Annotated in this window: 17 protein-coding genes; 7 read left to right on the forward strand and 10 right to left on the reverse strand. The window is 59.8% G+C overall.

Features of this window, described 5'->3' with window-relative positions; translation table 11 throughout:
- Positions 1-7: 7 nt before the first annotated feature.
- From IE079_RS17295 to IE079_RS17315, 5 genes are all read right to left on the reverse strand, one after another.
- Positions 8-655: a YccT family protein gene (locus IE079_RS17295; protein WP_227712582.1), complete on the reverse strand. Its 648-nt coding sequence runs from the start codon at positions 653-655 to the stop codon at positions 8-10.
- Between the two features lie 454 nt (positions 656-1109).
- A complete protein-coding gene (phnE, locus tag IE079_RS17300) occupies positions 1110-1916 on the reverse strand; it encodes a phosphonate ABC transporter, permease protein PhnE (protein ID WP_189578109.1) in 807 nt (268 codons plus the stop codon).
- A complete protein-coding gene (gene phnC, locus IE079_RS17305; RefSeq protein ID WP_189578110.1) occupies positions 1913-2731 on the reverse strand; it encodes a phosphonate ABC transporter ATP-binding protein in 819 nt (272 codons plus the stop codon). Before phnC ends, phnE begins: the two co-directional genes overlap by 4 nt.
- A gap of 80 nt (positions 2732-2811) precedes the next feature.
- Positions 2812-3699, reverse strand: a complete 888-nt coding sequence (gene phnD / locus IE079_RS17310; protein ID WP_227712577.1) for a phosphate/phosphite/phosphonate ABC transporter substrate-binding protein — start codon at positions 3697-3699, stop codon at positions 2812-2814.
- A 266-nt stretch (positions 3700-3965) separates the two neighbouring features.
- Positions 3966-4439 carry a Dps family protein gene (locus IE079_RS17315; RefSeq protein WP_189578112.1) on the reverse strand — a complete coding sequence of 158 codons (474 nt, stop codon included), beginning with the start codon at positions 4437-4439 and terminating at the stop codon, positions 3966-3968.
- A 266-nt stretch (positions 4440-4705) separates the two neighbouring features.
- Here IE079_RS17315 and IE079_RS17320 point away from each other — a divergent pair, with 266 nt between their 5' ends.
- The gene (locus IE079_RS17320; RefSeq protein WP_189578113.1) at positions 4706-4981 is read left to right on the forward strand and encodes a DUF2061 domain-containing protein; all 276 of its coding nucleotides are present in this window, start codon (positions 4706-4708) and stop codon (positions 4979-4981) included.
- Between the two features lie 95 nt (positions 4982-5076).
- Here the strand turns inward: IE079_RS17320 and IE079_RS17325 are convergent, their stop codons facing one another.
- Positions 5077-6522 carry a dihydrolipoyl dehydrogenase gene (locus IE079_RS17325; RefSeq protein WP_189578114.1) on the reverse strand — a complete coding sequence of 482 codons (1446 nt, stop codon included), beginning with the start codon at positions 6520-6522 and terminating at the stop codon, positions 5077-5079.
- A gap of 136 nt (positions 6523-6658) precedes the next feature.
- Between IE079_RS17325 and IE079_RS17330 the strand changes: the two genes are divergently transcribed.
- Positions 6659-7312: a LysE family translocator gene (locus IE079_RS17330; protein WP_189578115.1), complete on the forward strand. Its 654-nt coding sequence runs from the start codon at positions 6659-6661 to the stop codon at positions 7310-7312.
- A 23-nt stretch (positions 7313-7335) separates the two neighbouring features.
- On the opposite strand, the gene IE079_RS17335 is transcribed toward IE079_RS17330, so the two are convergent.
- Positions 7336-8412: a 3-deoxy-7-phosphoheptulonate synthase gene (locus tag IE079_RS17335; protein WP_189578116.1), complete on the reverse strand. Its 1077-nt coding sequence runs from the start codon at positions 8410-8412 to the stop codon at positions 7336-7338.
- Positions 8413-8752: 340 nt separating this feature from the next.
- Here IE079_RS17335 and IE079_RS17340 point away from each other — a divergent pair, with 340 nt between their 5' ends.
- The 3 genes from IE079_RS17340 (at position 8753) to IE079_RS17350 (ending at position 12788) form a co-directional block, all read left to right on the forward strand.
- Positions 8753-9529, forward strand: a complete 777-nt coding sequence (locus IE079_RS17340; RefSeq protein WP_227712578.1) for a type II and III secretion system protein — start codon at positions 8753-8755, stop codon at positions 9527-9529.
- Between the two features lie 201 nt (positions 9530-9730).
- Positions 9731-11731, forward strand: a complete 2001-nt coding sequence (locus tag IE079_RS17345) for a methyl-accepting chemotaxis protein (protein WP_189578118.1) — start codon at positions 9731-9733, stop codon at positions 11729-11731.
- A 67-nt stretch (positions 11732-11798) separates the two neighbouring features.
- Positions 11799-12788, forward strand: a complete 990-nt coding sequence (locus IE079_RS17350; protein WP_189578119.1) for an adenosine deaminase — start codon at positions 11799-11801, stop codon at positions 12786-12788.
- An 11-nt stretch (positions 12789-12799) separates the two neighbouring features.
- Here the strand turns inward: IE079_RS17350 and IE079_RS17355 are convergent, their stop codons facing one another.
- The 3 genes from IE079_RS17355 to IE079_RS17365 all read right to left on the reverse strand — a co-directional run bounded on the left by IE079_RS17355 (position 12800) and on the right by IE079_RS17365 (position 17294).
- On the reverse strand, positions 12800-13933 hold the full coding sequence (locus tag IE079_RS17355; protein WP_189578120.1) for a glutathione S-transferase family protein: 1134 nt from the start codon (positions 13931-13933) through the stop codon (positions 12800-12802).
- A 403-nt stretch (positions 13934-14336) separates the two neighbouring features.
- On the reverse strand, positions 14337-16694 hold the full coding sequence (locus IE079_RS17360; RefSeq protein WP_189578121.1) for a glucose/quinate/shikimate family membrane-bound PQQ-dependent dehydrogenase: 2358 nt from the start codon (positions 16692-16694) through the stop codon (positions 14337-14339).
- Positions 16695-16796: 102 nt separating this feature from the next.
- A complete protein-coding gene (locus IE079_RS17365; RefSeq protein WP_189578122.1) occupies positions 16797-17294 on the reverse strand; it encodes a DnaJ domain-containing protein in 498 nt (165 codons plus the stop codon).
- A gap of 133 nt (positions 17295-17427) precedes the next feature.
- On the opposite strand from IE079_RS17365, the gene IE079_RS17370 reads away from it, so the two are divergent.
- Together IE079_RS17370 and IE079_RS17375 are read left to right on the forward strand one after the other, a co-directional pair.
- Entirely contained in the window at positions 17428-17742 is a 315-nt protein-coding gene (locus tag IE079_RS17370; protein WP_189578123.1) for a DUF3301 domain-containing protein, read from the forward strand.
- Between the two features lie 83 nt (positions 17743-17825).
- Positions 17826-19514, forward strand: coding sequence for an acetolactate synthase large subunit (locus IE079_RS17375; protein ID WP_189578124.1), 1689 nt, complete (start codon positions 17826-17828; stop codon positions 19512-19514).
- Positions 19515-19560: the final 46 nt, after the last annotated feature.

Raw genomic sequence — 19560 nt, forward strand, 5'->3', positions numbered from 1 at the left:
GGTTTATTTATTCACCAGAATTGATCCAGTGTTTCATTTCACTCTTCGTTTTTTCATCAGCCTTCATATACCAGTAGCGAAGCATCTCAATGACCATTTCCTGATCATCGACAGGTTCGCCTGGCGGCATTGATCTGGCAGCAGCGTTGCTTTCAGCATCGACAGAAGTCAGATTACTCAAAGCGGCTTTCGATGGTCCTTTATTAAACTCCGCAATTTCCCTTTCATAATCCCTGACCAACTGAAAACCGGTCTTCTCCAGAACATCCAGACGGAATTGATGATCGGCTTCCGAGTCATCATGAAAAACCCATTCGGGTTTCTCATTAAAGTCTTCCATTTGCTTGCGAGTAGAGACTTCCTCGGCGGAAAGCGTTAAGGATTCATCTTCGGCTTCAAACAGAATGACAAAAGCGTCCGACGCTTCGATAACGCTGTCGTCCCTGTTGCGACCCACTTCTGCCTGATAATCAACAACAATCTGGTGAACACCGTCAGCCAGAGTCAGCATGGGCTTTGCGGAAAACAACCCCCGATCCGAATAGGCTTTTCCATCAACCGCATGCAGGCGGACACCCTCGTCAAGGTGCAGATTCACCTCTGCTATGACAGGCGCGGAAATCAGCGTCGCGGCAACCAGTATCGACAGGGACATTGTTTTCACTAAAGCACCACCTGTTGTCTGACTCTTTTATTGACTGGCCCCGATGCTAAAACTCTTTTATTACGTGAAAGTTACTGACACTGGCATAATTAAATTTTTTGCAGAATTAAAAAAACCGGAGCATAGCTCCGGCGAGACTGGATCAAATCAAACACTGAGACTCAGGCCTGGTTACGGTGGTCATTTTCAGACCAGCATAAACTCAAACACGAAAGAGCAGCGTATCTGATCGATATTTCATTTATATTAACGGTGTGTGTTTCTGAATGAACACGAACATTCAGGCTTGGCACTAACTAGAACATTCAGGGGCGTGATTAAAAGCCGGCCGGCCGGCCGTTCGACCGGCAGCAAATCGCGGAATTTATTACAGGACCGGTAGCGGGAGCAACACCGAGTATCATTAATAATTAATAATTGATCATTGATTTACCGGGACGGAACATCAGATAACGCGCTTTCTTATCATCGAGGAGAGCTGTTCAAAGCCTATAATGACTACCAATACCACGAGAATTATGGCGAAGGCTTTATCATATTGGAACAGACGCATGGCTGTTGACAGTTCCACCCCGATACCGCCGGCTCCCACCAAGCCCAGGGTAACCGCTGAGCGAATCGCTTTCTCAACACTATAAAGGCTGGTAGCCGACATAGAGGCCAGAGTCTCCGGCAAAATAGCTCCCATAATGACGGAAAGCCTCCCTGCTCCGCTTGCGGTCAGGGCATTTGCCGGGCCTGGCTGGACCTCTTCAATGCGCTCTGAGAAAAATCGGGCAGCAAAGCCAATCGTATCCAGTATGATGGCCAGAATACCCGCCAAGGGGCCCAGCCCAACTGCGACGACAAATATCAGCGCCCAGATCAGGTCCGGTATGGTTCTCATGGTAGCGATGATAAATCGGGTTATCGTCCGGACTACTGGATGAGGTGCGGTATTTCTGGATGCCAGCAAAGAAAAGGGAATACTCAAGATGACCCCGATAGTAACACCCACAATCGCCATATACAGCGTTTCCAACATGGCATTGGCGATCACGTCCATGTCGGACCAGTCGGGCGGTATCGCCTGACCGAGGAACGTCGAAAGATTCCGAGCACCTTTCAGCAGCCGTTCAACAGAGATTTCCGCGGAATTGAACCCCTGAATGAACAAAAAGACGAATACGAGAAGTACGAAACCTGCGAACCACGATGGGGATGTGAATCTTGGCGGCGCAGGAATTGGCCGGCTTTCGCGATAAGAATTCATGCGACCTCCGTGGTACTAACGTCAGCAGGTGAATACTCCTGATCGCTCATCGAAGTGCCGTCGACTCTGGTTTCTCCCTGGTAAATCGTGGCCAGTGATTCTTTATCAGCGGAGTCTTGATTCGAGTCCAATACAATTCGGCCCGCTTTCATACCCACGATCCGGTCTGCATAGCTCTTGGCAAGATCCAGCTGGTGCAAGGTGCAGAAGACCGTCATTTTATGCTCGCGGACAACTTCCCAGAGCAGATCCATTACCTCGATTCCGGCTTTCGGATCCAGGCTCGCCACCGGTTCGTCGGCAAGAATTATTTTCGGACTCTGCATAAGCATTCTGGCAATCGCAATCCGCTGTTGTTGCCCGCCTGACAGTTCCCTGCAGCGGTGGCTTGCCTTCTCTGCCATATGAACCCGGTCCAGGCAGTGCATGGCTTTTTCGCGAAATTCTTTGGGCGCCAGGGAATGCCACACAGTCAACAGCCCACCCGGGCGCTGCCCCATCGCACCGTAGAGCACGTTCTGGAAAACGGTCAGGTTATCGACCAGGTTGAATTGTTGAAAAACAACGCCTGCGCCTCGCCGAATGTTTCGCAGTCGTTTTCCTCGGGCGCCTGTTACATCCTGCTGATCAATGGAAATGGTTCCGGATTTTGGCTTCTCCAGACCATTCAGACATTTCATCAGAGTTGATTTGCCACAGCCGTTGGCACCGAGCAATACAACGCCTTCCCCGCTCTCAATAGACAGTTCCAGATCCCGCAAAACATGCAAAGAACCATAGTATTTGTTGAGATTACGAATCGTGATAGAACTCATACCGCTATGCCCGCCTGCAAGCAGAAACCCGGGAAGTCACAGCTTCCCGGGCCAGAAATGATGCCTCTGGAAGGTGTCGATCAGTTCAGATCGATACCCGCGGCGTCGTAGGCTTGGCGAACGACCTCGTAGTCACCGGGCTGAATGTCGAAAGCCATGTACGAATCCCGGTTGAGGAACTTGTCCTCATTGCGCTCTGTGGAGATCAGGGCTTCCCACAACTGATCGCTGTTTGAAGCAAGTGTGTCACGCAGGCCGGTCTTGCAGGCTTCGGGAAGGTTTGCTCGCATAACAACCGGATCACCTGGCAGGCGGTCGCTCTTGGCGATTACACGATACTCGCCGTCAGGATCTAACTGTTCGATTTTTTCGATATCACGGTTACCACCGCCCATGGCGGCAACGTCATCATTGACCAAAGCGGCTATCCTGGCATCACCGGCCATGACAATATCGAGGTCCCGGTCCAGGTCCAGGCCTGCCTTCACGAGCATTTGGCTGGGGATGATATGACCGCTGGTAGAACCCGCATCTTTCAAAGCAATGCGGGACCCCTCAAGATCTGATAACTCCTCGATTGAGCTTTCATCTTTGACGTAAAAGCTGCTGCCATAGTGAGGACGCTCAATGGTAAACAGGATCTCTATCGGCTGACGTTGATTGAACAGCACAAACTCCGAAGGCCCCGCGAAAACCAGTTCAACATCATCAAACTGCAGCGCATTACCAGCCGCCGTGCGGTTGCTCAAAGAAAACATTGCCAGATCCAGGCCGGTAACTGCCTTGAATTCCTCACTGAAAGGCCCGAAAGCGTCTTTCAGTTGGCCCATTCCTTCAATGCCGGTATCCGCCATACGGATGGGGTTCGGGCATACACTGCTCAGGTCCTCGGCGGCCTGAACCGCGGGGGCTGCCAGAGCGGCGATAGCTGCTCCTGTCAGAGCGAGACTGCGTATCAGATGGCGCATGTTGTTATCCTTTCCAAGCGTGATTGAAAACCACCGGGCGAATAAATCACCCCAGTGAGGCTGCATGTTGCGGATTACCCTGACAGAGTGAAGTGACAGTTCTATTGCATCGATATGACGTTGAAATGACTGGCGTGTGACCGATTCCCGTCACGGTCAACCGGGCAACGACCACCAAAAGAGCCGGGCCATTACCCATTCGCGCACACAAAAAAAGGCGGCCGAATGGCCGCCTGTGAAGGGGTATTACTGAAAACGCTTACTGATCAGTCACCGAGGTAGCTGCGATACATCCACACGGTCTTTTCCTGCTGTGAGATGTAGTCGCTCATCAGGGCCACGGTGCCTTCGTCTGTGGCTTCACCGGCCAGAGCCAACAGCTCACGCTGCTTGCCGATCAGCTTGGCGAAGCTTTCAACGATATTCTCCACCGCCTCTTTGCCATCGGATACATCCTTGCGCTCGGGGACGCCAGACTGCTCGATATAGGTACTGTAGGCGTGAGCCGGGCGATGCCCCAGTGTCAGGATGCGCTCGGCAATCTCGTCAATCTTCAGCAACAGGTCGTCGTAGAGTTCCTCGAACTTGGCGTGCAGTTCGAAGAAGTTATCGCCCTTGATGTTCCAGTGGTAACCGCGCACGTTCATGTAGAAAATCTGGTAGTTCGACAGCAGCTCATTCAGCGACGACGCCAGCTTCTCAGTTTTGGCGGTGTCCAGGCCGATAAAATTGGTACCCATAAACTTAACTCCTTGATCCGTTGTAATAATCAAACTTATTACGCTGAATATACTCCGGCAGTTCTCCCGGCAAAAGCAGAGTTCCGCAATGTCGTTGATAGGCATTGATAATAATAAGCCATAACCTTATGCATTTTTTACAGAAGGCCTGTGGCGGCTATCAATAACCTGGAACTATCACAATTCAAAATTTAATTTACTTAACAAAAATTCTCGTTTGCGTTTCAATATGATTCATGGGCCATCAGCAAACGGGAGCTGACCACATGAGCGTTCTGAAACTTTTCCTGCACGATCACGGACGCGATGGCGACAACTCGCTGACCAAGACGGTGACCTTCGCCATCACCCACTTCACCGTGGCCTTCACAGTGGCCTACCTGCTGACCGGTGACCTGCTGATTGGCAGCCTGATTGCCATGGTGGAACCTGCCATCAACACCGTGGCCTACTTCTTTCACGAAAAGATCTGGGCCAGCAGAACCCGCCGGAAGCAGGAAGAGGCGCCTGTATCCAGCCACAGCAACCTGACTGCGGCCTGAGGCTCCCCACCCGGCGAAGGGCTGACGAGAGCTTCCCGCAGGACTCCTCGCCAACAGGCACCGGACTTTCCCAATGGCTTTATTACGCCCGCGCGTTAGCCACCCGGACCGCAATCAAGACAGTTATCAACCACCGCCGGCCCGATGCTGAGCCGGTGGTTCAGATCCTGTAATGCGGTCCTGATGCCTTCCTCCATGACCGGATGATAGAAAGGCATGTCCAGCATGGCCGAAACCGTCATACGCTGCTGCACCGACCAGGCCAGCAGATGACCAATATGCTCGGCAGCGGGGCCAAACATTTCCGCGCCCATGAAGAGCCCGGTGCCATGCTCGCCGTACACCCGCAGCAGGCCACGATTTTTACCGATCACACGGCTGCGCCCCTGATTTTCAAAGGACACCGACCCCACCGCGAAGCAACCGCGACAGGCGTCGTCTACCTGCTGGATGGTCTTGCCCACGGTGGCAATCTGCGGTTCCGTGAACACCACCGACAGCGGCACCCGGCGCAATCCGACCCGCACGTCCGGGTAGCGACCGGCATTGTCACCGGCAATACGCCCCTCATCGGCGGCCTCGTGAAGCAGCGGCTGGCTGTTGTTGACGTCTCCGGCGATGAAAACATGGCTGTTACCACAACGCAGGGTGTAATGGTCGAACACCGGCGTGCCGCGATCATCCAGCTCCAGGCCGGCGTTCTGGAGATCCAGCCCATCGACATTCGGGCGTCGTCCGGTAGCGGCCAGCAGGTAGTCAAAGGTTTCAGTAACCTCGCCCCGCTCCCCATCGGTAAAGGTTATGGCAACGCCATCCGCAGTGCGCTCGATGTTGCGGGTATCCGCGTCCGGATCCAGGGGAAACTCGTCGTTGAAGGTATCCAGGGCGCACTGGCGGATTTCCGGATCCTGAATCGGGCCTACGGCACCGCCGACCCCGAACATTCGCACTCTCACACCCAGGCGAGCGAGCGCCTGACCCAGCTCGAGGCCGATTACGCCAGGCCCGAAGACCGCCACGGAGTCTGGCAGGTCCTCCCACTCAAACAGGTCATCGTTGACCATCAGGCGGTCTCCCGCCGCTTTCAGGAAGCCGGGGACATTGGGCCGGGAACCGGTGGCGATTACCACCCGCTCGGCTTCGATCTCGTGGTCATCCCCCACCCGCAAGCGGTGGGGCGACAGGAATCGGGCATGGCCCCGGAAACGGTGCTCTTCAGGGAAGCCGTCAACGGCGTCCAGTACAAAACTCACGAACCGATCCCGCTCGTCCCGCACCCGTTTCATAACCGCACGGCCATCGATGCTGACCTCGCCGGTGCGCACGCCGAACAGGTCCGTATTACGGGCATCGTGGGCGGCATCAGCCGCTGCAATCAGCAACTTGCTGGGCATGCAACCCACGCGGGCACAGGTCGTACCGTAGCGGGAAGCCTCGATCAGGGCGAGACTGTCGGTCTGTTTGCGGGCGGCCGTGTAAGCAACCATGCCAGCCGTGCCAGCCCCCAGAACAGCTACGTCAACCTTGCTGCGCTTGACCACGGGTACCTCCTTCCGGATTGATTGTGTTGCCCTGACTATAGACAGTTTCCGTCGCGGGTCCACTGGTTCAAGTGGCGAAAGCCCGCATTAATCTCTATCCTGCCTGCTTTTCACGAACTCGAATGCGGGGTCACACGTGTCTGCCTACTGGGCCGAATTCGCCACCGTTGCCGTTGTCCACCTGCTGGCCGTTGCCAGCCCGGGGCCCGACTTTGCCATCATGATCCGCCAGGGCCTTTGCCAGAGCCGGCGCAATGCGCTGCTGACGGCGACGGGTATCGGCCTGGGCATCATGGTGCATGTCAGCTATTCACTGCTGGGAATAGGCCTGCTGATCCAGCAATCGCTGACCCTGTTTACCATTCTGAAGGTCGTGGGCGCACTGTACCTGACCTGGATTGCGATACAGTGTCTGAAGTCAAAGGCAGGGGCCATTCACGTGGAAACCCGTGGCGCCAAACGCCAGTCCGGGCCAGCCGCCTTCCGCCTCGGCTTTCTGACCAATACCCTGAACCCCAAGGCGACGCTGTTCTTCGTGTCGCTGTTTTCGGTGATCATCAGCCCCGGCACCCCGGTCGCCGTGCAGGCGGGCTATGGCCTCTACATGGCAGTGGCAACCGGTCTGTGGTTTGCCGGTGTGGCGCTATTCTTCACTCTGCCCCGGGTGCGCCGGGTGTTCGACCGTTTTGGTCACTGGCTCGACCGGCTGATGGGCGGTGTGTTGCTGCTACTGGCGGGGCGGTTGCTGATGTCGACCGTGTCCGGCGACAGCCCGCCGCTGCAGGACTGATCGCGCAGACTCCCGGCCCTCGATCAGAGCGACCTCAGCAATGCTTCGGTGTCATCCCAGCCCAGGCATGGGTCAGTAATGGACTGCCCGTAGGCCAGCTCACTACCGTCATCCTGCCGGCCATGTTGCAGGAAGCTCTCGATCATGACCCCCTTGATAGCCTGATTGCCCGAGTGACGCTGGGCAATGACCTCACGGGCGATACCCGGTTGCCGTTCCGGTTGTTTGCAGGCGTTATCGTGGCTGCAGTCCACCATCACCGACTGGCGGACACCGGCCCCGGCCAGGGCTTCCACAGCCGCCCGAATACTGCCGGCATCGTAGTTGGTGATACCGCGACCACCCCTTAGTACCAGGTGGGTATCCCCGTTGCCGGCGGTGGTAATCATGGCGGGCTGCCCCTCCGCGCTGAAACCGAACCGGTGATGAGCGTGCGCCGCAGACTTCATGGCGTTCAACGCCACGCCAATGGACCCGTCGGTGCCATTCTTGAAGCCGGTGGGCATAGGCAGGCCGCTGACCAGTTCACGATGGATCTGGGACTCAGTGGTACGGGCGCCTATCGCGGTCCAGCTGACCAGGTCATCCAGATAATCCATGGCCAGGGGGCTAAGCGCTTCAGTGGCCAGGGGCAGCCCCAGGTGGGCGAGGTTCACCAGCAGGCGACGGGACCGGACCAGTCCTTGACCCAGATTGCCCTCACCGGTGCGCTCGGGATCGTAAAGCAACCCCTTCCAGCCCACGGTGGTTCGGGGCTTCTCCAGATAGGCCCGCATGACGATCAGCATGCGATCACTCACCTCATCCGCCAGTGCGGAGAGCTTTTCACCGTACTCCAGGGCGGCCACCTCATCGTGGATGGAGCAGGGCCCCACCACCATCAATAACCGGTCGTCGTCGCCATCGAGAATGGCCCGGATCTGGTCACGGTGATGCCCGATCTGGTCTCTCAGATAATCCGGTAGCGGAATGTCCTGGCGCAGTGTCGCGGGCGTGGGTAGTGGCGTGGCAACCAGCCCTGATGATTCCGGTTGCTGATCCGCGGATGCTTCCACGGGGTTGGCCTCCTGGGTAGTCCGGACCTCCAGCGGCATGTTCATGGTGTTTCAATCCTTCTCTTTCTGCCATTTGGAAACGAAAAAGCCCCGGCTGGGAGGCTACCAGTCGGGGCTTTTGGTCCGGTGGCAGCCTGGGGTCGGTGCCGGGCTGCCTTTTCCTGAGTCTGTCTTGCGTGTGCTACAGGCGGCCGCGGCTGTGGCTAAAATAAAAGCCATAACCAAAAAACCACCAGAAAAACACCGCTGCACCCGCCGCCGCGTTTGCGAAGCGTGTCAAAAGATTCAATTGACAGGGTGCGTGAGTCGTATTCATGCTTTTCAATATACGCCCCGGCTTTCCCGGTTTGCAACCGGCAGCTTCAAATTTTCTGCGGAGATGTTCATGGCCAGTGCTCCCGTTCGCGTTCTTGTTCTCCTTCTGACGATCCTTCCCGCCCTTGCACTGGCAGTGCCGGAAAACCGCACCTTCACCCTGGACAACCGCCCGGCCCGGGAAGTGGCGGACCAATTGCGGTCCCTGTATCCGGAAAGTGAGCTGACCATGGCGGCCCAGGGCAGCCGGCTGGTTACCCGTGCTGAACCAAAAGTGCTGGATGAAATCAGCCAGCTGATCCAGACCATGGACGTGGCCCCGGTCCAGCTGCGCATCACCATCCGTAGCGGTGGCCAGGTGCAAGGCAAGCGTCAGGGGGGCGGGGTCAGCACCGGCCATGGCAAGGTGGTCACCATCCAGGGCCAGAGCCGCACCACCAGCACCCGCAGCAATCAGGAACGGAACCTGGTCGTGCAGGACGGACAATCCGCTCATATCAGTTCCGGCCAGGTTCGCACCCTGCCAGTGGCCATCCGTGGCGGGCGCAACCCGGCGGCCATCTACCAGCAGGTGGATATCCGCAGCGGCTTTATTGTGACCCCGCAACGCATATCCGACCAGCAGATCCAGCTCAGCATTACCGCCTTCGAGAACGTCCCCGACTCCGGTATGGAAGGCTACGAAACCGATGCAGTGGTCACCCAGCGCCGCGTCGCTCCCGGTGAATGGGTGGAGGTGGGCAGCACCGAAACCAGCCAACAAAGCCAGCAGTCCGGTATCACCTACCAGGTGGGTGGCAACCGTCAGGACAATCAGCGCTTTACGGTGAAGGTGGACATCCTCTGAAACGACTACCTGGCACAGTAACTGCTTAGCCTCCTACCTTGCGAGCCGCCCGCCAGCCTCGCCCCCGGACCCGAGCACTCCTGATCAAGGCTCCAGAAGGCCCGAGAGAAGCTGCCCACGCACCCCGAGGAGGCATGGCAACAGCGGCGGCTTCGGTTGTGCTCCATTCCGGAGCGTTGTCACCGTATCGTGGAGGTATCTTTGTCCTGGCTCAATCATCTTTCCATGCGTGGAAAGCTACTAGTTCTCGTGCTGCCGGCTCTTGTAGCCATTCTCTGGTTTTCCCTGTCGTCGTTCTGGTCAAGCCTGACCCAGGTGGACGATACCCGCGCCCTGCTGGACCGGGTCGCAGTCACCCAGGCAGTGGACCCGCTGATCGAACACCTTCAGAAAGAACGGGGGCTGACGGCCCTGATGCTGGCGTCCGGCGGCAGCGACTCCCGGGCGGTCGAGCGCCTCCGGGAACAGCGGGCCACCACCGACCAGCAACTGGCCGACTTCACTGAGCAGTGGCCCACGCTGACCAGGAGCCTGCCCCCGGGCGGAGTCCTCCATAAGCGCCTGGACGACATCCGCTCCCGTCTTGGGCAACTGGGCACACTGCGGACGGAAGCGGACAGCGCCGCCGTGAGCATTCCGCAGGCTACCGGCCGCTACTCCGACATGATTATGGCCATGACCAGGCTGACCCCGGATATCCTGGCCCTCACCAAGGATGGAGAGCTCAGTCGCACCCTCAGCGGCTACCATGCCCTGACCATGGCCGCTGAGTGGGCGGGTCGTGAGCGTGCCGCCGGGGCCGCCATCATCCGTTCAGGCGTAGCTGACTTCGTTGCCTATGCGGGCCTATCCAAACTGGCCGGGCGTCAGCAGGCCTTGCTGGAAACCGCTGGCGACCTGCTGGGGCCGGAAACGGAAAGCCGCCTGCAGGAGCTTGCCGCTTCCGACGATGCACGGGCTTTCGTAAAGCAGCGGGAACAACTGGTATCGTCGGAATTCGGCTACCTGGGCCTGGCGGGAATCGAGTGGTTTGACCTGGCCACCACCCGTATCGATCTGTTCTACACTCTGAAAAACAGTGTCGTGGCCGCCATGGCCAACCAGGCCCAGCAAAATCTTGCCCATGCACGGGCCCAGCAGACCGAAACGGTGTTGATCACCATCGTTTCGATCCTGGTCTTCCTTGTTATCGCACTGCTACTGGTACGCAGCATCAGCGGACAGGTGCGCCGATTGCTTGCCGATATCAACGCGGTGACCGAGCACAGCAACCTGACCATTCGCACCACGGTGACCAGCCAGGATGAGATCGGTCGCATCGGGCAGTCCCTGAACCGTCTGCTGGAAACCTTCGCCCAGGCTATCACCCGCATTGACCAGGCCAGCGTGCAGCTGGCAAGCGCGACGGAGCAGACCAGCACGACCGCCGGCCAGGCCATTGACCGGGTCAGCCACCAGCAATCGGAGGTGGAACAGGCAGCTACCGCCATCGAGCAGATGGCAGCCACCTCCGCCGAGATTTCCAGTAACACCCAGGACGTTGCATCCGCCGCCGACAACGCCACCGAGCGCAACCAGCAGGGGCAGACCGTCGTAAGGGAAAGCGTGGAGGAGGTGGAACGACTGGCACAATCCATCCAGTCGGTCAGTGGCACGGTGGAGGAGCTACGATCCGCCAGCCTGCAAATCACCGATGTCGTGGACGTGATCAAGAAGGTGGCCGACCAGACCAACCTGCTGGCCCTGAACGCGGCCATTGAAGCAGCCCGGGCCGGTGAGCATGGTCGCGGTTTCTCGGTGGTCGCCGATGAGGTGAGAACCCTTGCCCGTCAGACCCACGAATCGACCATCGAGATCGAAGACATTATTGCCCGCTTCCGGGACATTGCCGAGAATGCCCATAAGGCCATGGGCGTCAGCCACCAGCAGGCCCTGGACACCGCTCGACAGGCCTCCGCCCTGACCGAGACGTTCGCCGCGATAAACGACGACGTGGCCCGCATCTCGGGCATGGCCAGCCAGATCGCCACCGCTGCGGAAGAGCAGGAAGCCGTTACCCAGGACGTTGCCCGTGGCATGGACAATGTGCGTGACGCTTCCCTGCAGACCCTGGCAGGCTCCCGTGAAATCGGTCAGGTGACCCGGGAACAGGCCACGCTGGCCGAGGAGCTGCGGGCTCTGTCCGGTCGCTACGCCACCTGAATTCGCCGGCCAATCAGGACAGCAGGCGGGGCGGTTGCCACACACTTGCAGATTTACGGAGACGATCATGGATACCTTCCTCAGGGCCCTGCCCAAGGCTGAACTACACCTGCACATCGAGGGCTCCCTGGAGCCGGAGCTGATGTTCCGGCTGGCCGGGCGCAATGGCGTTGCCCTGCCCTACGGCTCGGTGGAGGAAGTAAGGGCCGCCTACGATTTCAGCGACCTGCAATCCTTCCTGAACCTGTACTACCAGGGCATGGCGGTGCTGCTGACCCGCGAGGATTTTCACGACCTGGCCATGGACTATTTCCGCCGGGCGGCTTCAGAGGGCGTGGTGCACGTTGACCTCTCCTTCGACCCGCAGGCGCACCTCAAGCGCGGTGTCAGTCTCGAGGTGCAGATGGAGGGACTGCTGAGCGCCATGAAAGAGGCGGAGAATGAGCTGGGGTTGAGCACGGCGTTGATCCTCAGTTTCCTGCGGGATGAGCCCGTAGCCAGCGCTGCTGATGTGCTGGAGCAGGCGCGGCCCTGGCTGTCGAATATCAGCGCGGTAGGCCTGGACAGTGCCGAGGCGGGCTACCCGCCAGAACCCTTCGCGGAGGTGTTCCGCCGGGCCCGGGAGCTGGGTATTCCGGGGGTAGCCCACGCCGGCGAGGAAGGCCCGCCGGACTACATCCGCAGCGCCCTGGATGACCTGAAAGTGATCCGGGTCGATCACGGTGTGCGCTGTCTCGAGGACCCGGACCTGGTCCGCCGCCTGCGGGAAGAACGCATCCCGCTGACGGTCTGCCCGCTGTCCAATGTGCGCCTCAGGGTGGTTGAGCAAATGACGGATCACCCGCTGCCACGTCTGCTGGAAGGGGGCCTCACCCTGACCATCAATTCCGACGACCCGGCCTATTTCGGTGGCGGCGTACTGGACAACTACCGGGCCTGCCAGAAGGCTTTCGACTGGGGCGAAGACACTTTCCGTCAGCTCGCCCGCAATGCCCTGGAAGCAGCCTTCATACCGGAAGACCGCCGCCAGGCATTACTGGCCAGACTGGAAGGCTAAACAGCCCCCGTCTAGCGGCGCTCCCACACCTCGATGTGGTTGCGTCGGTCCACGGTATAGCCGCGGTCACCCGGCAGCGCTTCGGCCAGGCCCCGGGCGGAAAGTGCCTCACGCACCCGGGCCTGGTCGTCGGCGGAACCTTCCGCCAGCATCTCATCTCCTTTGCGCAGCACATACAGCAGGTAGGGCTGGATACCCGCCTGTACCGGCACGCCCCGGAAGGAGGATTTTACCGCACCCACATAGCGCTGGTGGGGCTTGGGTGACACCGGCTGACCGTCCTCCGGCTGGTGCTCTGCAATCAGGCTGTCCATGAACTTCAGCTTGTCGGTCAGCATGGGGAAGATCTCGTCGGCGATCTGTGCGAACAACGGATCCAGTGTTTCCGGAATGGCATCGTCCGCCAGGAACTTATCGCCGTAACCGGGAAACTCGGGCGTATCCAGGCCCGGGGCGGTCATCCGCTCAACCCAGCGGAACACCTTCGGCGCCCGCACTTTCATGATGTTGCCAGGCACCGGGTCGCGGCCCAGGTGGGCGAGCATGGGCCCGATCAGGCCATAGTCAGCAATGGACGGACGGCCGCCAAACAGGTATGGGTGCTCCGCGAAGTGGGCGTTAAGAGTATCCAGCAGCTGCTCGTAGGATGCCTCGATCTCCGGGATGGTGTGGTCATTCACACCCAGCTGCGGCAGATAGGAATTCATCCGCGACATGATCTTGTCGGCCATGGCCTCACCGACGCCGGCGGCGAACTGATCACGGAGGAACACTTCCTGATCGTCACGGTAAGTCCAGCGGTAGTGCATGGCGTGGGGCAGCATGGCCTGGGTGCCGTAGTACTGGATGATCACCGCCAGCACACGCTGCAACAGACCGTCCGGATAGGCGGAATAACGCACCCCCTGTTTTTCGAAGTGATCGATGATATCCAGGCTGTCCTGGACGATTTCGCCCTCCGGCGTCTCCAGCACGGGAATGATGCTGCGCTGGATGGTCGGCATGATGCGGTCGGCGAAATCGGGATGGGACGTGGGAACCTCGACATAGTCGATTCCCTGGGTGCGCAGGTAGCAGCGGGCGATACCCGTGTACAGGGAATGGGGTACGCCGTAGAGCCGGTTAACGGTGTCCTGATGGGACATGGGTGAGCTTCCTCCTTGGGTCTTGTTCTGGGCCGAACAGGCTGAAAATCGGATGTAAACCGCCATCATACCGGATTCGCCTGTCAGTCCCAGTACCCTCCCCGGTGGCCGGCCACCGGCTAGTGTCCCGTGCGGTTAATTCGCTGACCTACTGCGTGACGCTGGGGCCTCTGGCCAAGGCGCCAGCCCGAAGGTGTGGTGGTTCCACATCAAGGGCTGGCAACACCGGCCAGAGGCCCCAGCGTCGCGCCCTTCGGGAGCCACTGAGAGCCTTGATAGCCGTGTTGCGCTGACTCGATTTGGAACCACCGGAGCGCCGGCCGCCAACCCTTCGTCAACGCGCCTTGCTCTCAAGGCTCTCAGTGGCTCAGTAGATCAGCGAATTAACCGCACGGGACACTAGTCAGTCCTCCTCCTGGTCTGCCAGCTTGTAGGCCACCACGGAGTCCCCCAGTGTGGTCCCCACGGAGCCATGCCCGCCAGCCACCTGCACCACCATCTGCTCCCCGTTGCTGTTGAGGTAGGTCATGGGCGTTGCCTGGCCGCCCGCCGGCAACCGCGCCCGCCATAGCTGCTCACCGGTGGTCAGGTCATAGGCCCGGATGTAGTCATCCACGGTGGCCGCCAGGAACACCACACCACTGGCGGTGATAATCGGGCCGCCAATGCCCGGCACGCCCAGACGCAGGGGAACCGGAATCGGGCTCATGTCCTCGACGGTGCCATTCTTGCGTTTCCAGACCACCTCACCGGTGCGCAGGTCAGCGCCGGCCACATACCCCCACGGGGGCTGTTGGCACGGGATGTCCAGGGGTGACATCAGCGGTTTCATTTCCACCGAATAGGCTGCACCGGTGTTGCTGTTTATCCCCTGCTCACCCTGATTCACCGGCCCCTCCATTTCGTCCGCCTCTTCCCTGGGCACCAACCTGGAGATAAACGCCATGTACAGTGGCATACCGAACATCACCTGACGCTGCGGATCCACCGCGATACTGCCCCAGTTGAACACCCCGAAATTACCCGGGTAGACAATGCTCCCCTGCACGGAGGGTGGCGTATAACGACCATCATAGCGCAGCGACCGGAAACGGATGCGGCAGGCCAGCTGGTCGAGGGGCGTGGCACCCCACATGTCGGACTCCCTCAGCGGGTCCGGGTTGAAATTGAGCGCGGACACCGGCTGGGTGGGCGACGTGTAATCCTCCTCGATAGCGCCTTCCGGAGCCGGCACTTCCTCGATGGGAATGATCGGCTCCCCGGTTTCCCGGTTCAGCACGTACACATCCCCCTGCTTGGTGGGCACCACCAGGGCCGGCTGAACACCAGAATCCGTATCCAGATCCAGCAGGCTGGGCTGGGCGGGGGTGTCCATATCCCACAGGTCGTGGTGGACGAACTGCTGCACCCAGGCCACCTGACCGGTATCCAGCTCCAGGGCCACCACCGAACTGGAGAATCGCTCCTCATTCTCGCCACGGTACATGCCAAGCTGATCCGGGGTGCGATTACCCATGGGGAAGTAGATCAGGCCCAGCTCTTCATCGGCACTGGCCACCGCCCAGCTGTTGGGGGAGCTGGTGGAATAGACTTCGTCATCGGCAATCGGCTCGGTCTGCTCCGGGTTGGCCGGATCCCAGTTCCAGCGCAGCTCACCGGTGCGGGCATCGTAGGCACGGATGACGCCGGAGGGGGCGTCGATGTCGTAGTTGTCGTTCACCGCACCGGCCACAATCACCAGGCCATTGGCCACCACGGGGGGCGAGGTGGAGTAGTAGAACCCGGTCTGGGTGAATGGCATGTTATGCAGCAGGCCCAGCTCGCCCTGCTCCGCGAAGCCCTCACAGCGGGCGCCGGTGGCCGGGTCCAGTGCCAGCAGGCGGGCGTCGGCGGTGGGCAGGTACAGGTGGGCATCGCAACTCACCGGTGGCTGGTCCTCGGCGGGCCCGTCAATGTTCTGTGCGGACGACGCGGTTTCCAGGCCATTTTCCGGCGGCAGGTAGGATACCCCTCGACAGGTCTGGTGCTGGCGCTGGCTCTCAGGGCCCACGCCAGCCTTGTAAACCCAGCGTTCCTCGCCGGTGTCCGCATCCAGGGCCACCAGCCAGCTATGGGGTGTACACAGGTACAGCGTGTTGCCGATCTTCAGGGGCGTTGCTTCGTAGGTAATCTCGCCGGTATCTCCCGGCTGTTTGGTATCACCGGTCTGGTAGCGCCAGACCTGCTCCAGGTTGGCGACATTCTCCAGTGTGATCTGCTTCAGGGGCGAGTAGCGCTGGCCCAGGTTGGTGCGCCCCCAGGCCAGCCAGTCAGCCTCGGGACTCTCCCCAAGGCGGGGGTCCTGGCTGACCACCTGCTCACCCAGCCGGCCTTCAATGCGATGGGGGTCGTGCAGCAGGCTGCCCAGCAGGACAAATCCGATCACCGCCCACACCGCACCCAGGCCCAGGGCGGCCCCCCGGGTAGCCTTCGAGGCCGGGATCAGCAGAGGAATGGCCAGTATCAGAAACCAGCCGATGCGGGTAGCCAGCGGCCACCAGTCGTAACCCGACTCCCAGAAACTCCAGAGCGCCGTAAACACCAGGAAGATGCCATACAGCACTTGGGCGGCCACCCGCCTGACCGGCAGCAAGCCGCCCACGGCGATCAACACCAGCCCCGCCGCCAGGTAATAGAAACTGCCACCGAGGGTCAGCAGCCAGGCGCCCCCCACCAGCAGCGCCAGACCCAGAAGAATAAACACAACTGCAAATACCACCATGGCACCCGTCCCTGATCGCGAAGGCTTTCCTTCAAACTAGCCAAGGGCCGGTAAGCCCGCCACCGGGGACGGCGGTTGTGGACAGACGTTAAGGTTGCCGGGTCAGCTGCCGCGCTTACCCAACAGGACGAACTTGGCTTCGTTGACCTTGGCGGCCAGGTAGTCGTTGCCGCCGCGGTCGGGATGGAGTTTCTGCATCAGTCGCCGGTGGGCGGCCACGATCTCGTCACGGCTGCAGCCCGGTTCCACATCGAGAATCTCGCAGGCTTCCCGTTTCGACATCTGATCAGACGACCCAGCCGACTGCTGCTGATTGCGCTGCTGGCCCCCCGGCTGCTCACCCTCACCGAACAGACGGCGGGCATGGGGCAGGAACTGCAACAGGGAAGGCAGCTTTCGCAACAGGGGAATAAGCGCGGCCACGGCAGCGGTCAATACATGCACCCGGCCAGTGAGCACCATGAACACCAGCAACACCCCGGCCACCACCAGCGCAACTTTCCAGGTAGCGGCCTTTTTCTGCCCGGGGTCCAGGGCACCCCAGCGCTTGAGCACGTAAAAAAGCAGGGCTGCCAGTCCGAGCCCCAGGATCCATTGCATGCAGATAATCTCCGGCAGATTCAGGACTGATTCTACACGTGGATGGCTGCAGGTGAATGACACATCATCAAACTTTGAACCTTCAGCGCAGCAGTGTAGGCTTGCGTTTGGCCCGAAAACATGGAACCAACCCGTGACCCTGTCTACCCTCACCTGGCTGTTCGCGATCGGATTCGCCGCCTGGTATTGGTGGCGCGCGAAAGCCATCAAGGACTTCGTACTGACCGCCGCCAAAAACTACTGCAAGCGCATGGACGTCATGCTGCTGGACGACGCGGTGTACCTGCGGGGGCTATGGTTCAAGCGAGACCGGCAGGGCAAGCTGCGGGTATGGCGACGGTTTCTGTTCGATTTCACCACCACGGGTGAAGAACGCTACCTGGGGCGGATCATTATGCTGGGGCAGCAGGTGGAGCACATCGAACTGGAGGTTCATCGCTTCGAGTAGCCACTTGTGCCCCGTTTGTTGCAGACTGACCGTAACAAACCAGAACAGCCGGACATCCCGATGACAATCTGGAGGCTTGATAAATGACTGACGAATCCCGCACCGACGGTGCACTCACCGGCGCGCAGCTGTTTGTCAGAGCCCTGGAAAACGAGGGCGTACGCTACATCTTCGGTGTCCCCGGCGAGGAAAACCTCGACCTGCTGGAGGCGCTGCGGGAATCGTCCATCAAGCTGATCCTGAACCGCCACGAGCAGGCGGCGGGCTTCATGGCGGCCACCTACGGACGGCTGACCGGCAAGGTCGGCGTCTGCCTGTCCACCCTGGGCCCGGGCGCCACCAACCTGGTGACAGCCGCCGCCTATGCCCAGCTGGGCGCCATGCCGATGATGATGATTTCCGGCCAGAAGCCGATCAAGTCGTCCAAGCAGGGGCTGTTCCAGATTCTGGACGTGGTGGACCTGATGCGACCGCTAACCAAGTACACCCGCCAGATCAGCAACGCCAACACCATTCCCGCCAAGCTGCGGGAAGCCTTCCGCCTGGCGTCGGAAGAGCGCCCCGGGACCGTGCACCTGGAATTGCCGGAGGATATCGCCTCGGAACTGGCAACACCGGATACTCATATCTTCGCCCCCAGCGATGCCCGCCGCCCCACCGCCAGCGAGAAGAGCCTGCAACAGGCCGCTGACATGATCCGCTCAGCGAAGCATCCGCTGATCATGATCGGCGCCGGTGCCAACCGGAAGCGGGTGTCCCAGGCGCTGATCCACCTGGTCAACACCACCGACATCCCCTTCTTTACCACCCAGATGGGCAAAGGCGTGGTGGACGAACGCCACTCCCGTTACCTGGGCAATGCCACCCTCTCCAGCGGTGATTTCATCCATTGCGCCATCGACCACGCCGATCTGGTGATCAATGTGGGTCACGATGTGGTGGAAAAACCGCCCTTCTTCATGCACCCCGGTGGCAAACAGGTCATTCACGTCAACTTCAGTGGCGCCGATGTCGACCCGGTGTATTTCCCACAGCATGAAGTGGTGGGCGATATCGCCAACAGCGTTGAGTGGCTGGCCCGCAACTGCGGCTACTGTCCCAACCATGACTTCTCGGAATTCCTGCGGGTGAAGGATGCCCTGGAGGCCCATCTGCAAGACCGGTGCGCGGACGAGCGCTTTCCGGTCACTCCCCAGCGGATCGTGCGGGATGTGCGCCGGGTCATGCCGGACGATGGCATCATTGCCCTGGACAACGGCATGTACAAACTGTGGTTCGCCCGCAACTACAAGGCCTACGACAACAACACCGTGCTGCTGGACAACGCCCTCGCCTCCATGGGCGCGGGCCTGCCCAGCGCCATGATGGCGTCCATGCTCTACCCTCACCAGAAGGTAATGGCCATCTGCGGTGATGGCGGTTTCATGATGAACAGTCAGGAAATGGAAACCGCCGTACGCCTGAAGCTGAACCTGGTGATCCTGATCATCAACGACAACGCCTACGGCATGATCAAGTGGAAACAGGCCCAGGAGGGATTCACCGACTTCGGCCTGGATTACGGCAATCCGGATTTTGTCACCTATGCGCAATCCTACGGCGCCAAGGGACACCGGGTTAACCGCGTAGAAGAGCTGCAACCCACGCTGGACAAGGCCATGACGGAAGGTGGCGTGCACCTGGTGGAAGTGCCCGTGGACTACAGCGAAAACGACCGGGTGTTCAATCAGGAGCTGGCCGAACTGACGCGGGAACTGAACGCCAATTGCTGATCACAGGCCGACAAGGACAGGGGGCGGCCTTTGCTTCGGCAATCCC

Origin of the sequence: Marinobacter zhanjiangensis, from assembly GCF_014651935.1 — a bacterium.
Taxonomy (GTDB): Bacteria; Pseudomonadota; Gammaproteobacteria; order Pseudomonadales; family Oleiphilaceae; genus Marinobacter; species Marinobacter zhanjiangensis.

Coding starts and splice junctions, on each gene's coding strand:
- IE079_RS17295 (WP_227712582.1), bottom strand. CDS start 655: ATGTCCCTGTCGATACTGGTTGCCGCGACGCTGATTTCCGCGCCTGTC.
- phnE (WP_189578109.1), bottom strand. CDS start 1,916: ATGAATTCTTATCGCGAAAGCCGGCCAATTCCTGCGCCGCCAAGATTC.
- phnC (WP_189578110.1), bottom strand. CDS start 2,731: ATGAGTTCTATCACGATTCGTAATCTCAACAAATACTATGGTTCTTTG.
- phnD (WP_227712577.1), bottom strand. CDS start 3,699: ATGCGCCATCTGATACGCAGTCTCGCTCTGACAGGAGCAGCTATCGCC.
- IE079_RS17315 (WP_189578112.1), bottom strand. CDS start 4,439: ATGGGTACCAATTTTATCGGCCTGGACACCGCCAAAACTGAGAAGCTG.
- IE079_RS17320 (WP_189578113.1), top strand. CDS start 4,706: ATGAGCGTTCTGAAACTTTTCCTGCACGATCACGGACGCGATGGCGAC.
- IE079_RS17335 (WP_189578116.1), bottom strand. CDS start 8,412: ATGAACATGCCGCTGGAGGTCCGGACTACCCAGGAGGCCAACCCCGTG.
- IE079_RS17340 (WP_227712578.1), top strand. CDS start 8,753: ATGGCCAGTGCTCCCGTTCGCGTTCTTGTTCTCCTTCTGACGATCCTT.
- IE079_RS17350 (WP_189578119.1), top strand. CDS start 11,799: ATGGATACCTTCCTCAGGGCCCTGCCCAAGGCTGAACTACACCTGCAC.
- IE079_RS17355 (WP_189578120.1), bottom strand. CDS start 13,933: ATGTCCCATCAGGACACCGTTAACCGGCTCTACGGCGTACCCCATTCC.
- IE079_RS17360 (WP_189578121.1), bottom strand. CDS start 16,694: ATGGTGGTATTTGCAGTTGTGTTTATTCTTCTGGGTCTGGCGCTGCTG.
- IE079_RS17365 (WP_189578122.1), bottom strand. CDS start 17,294: ATGCAATGGATCCTGGGGCTCGGACTGGCAGCCCTGCTTTTTTACGTG.
- IE079_RS17375 (WP_189578124.1), top strand. CDS start 17,826: ATGACTGACGAATCCCGCACCGACGGTGCACTCACCGGCGCGCAGCTG.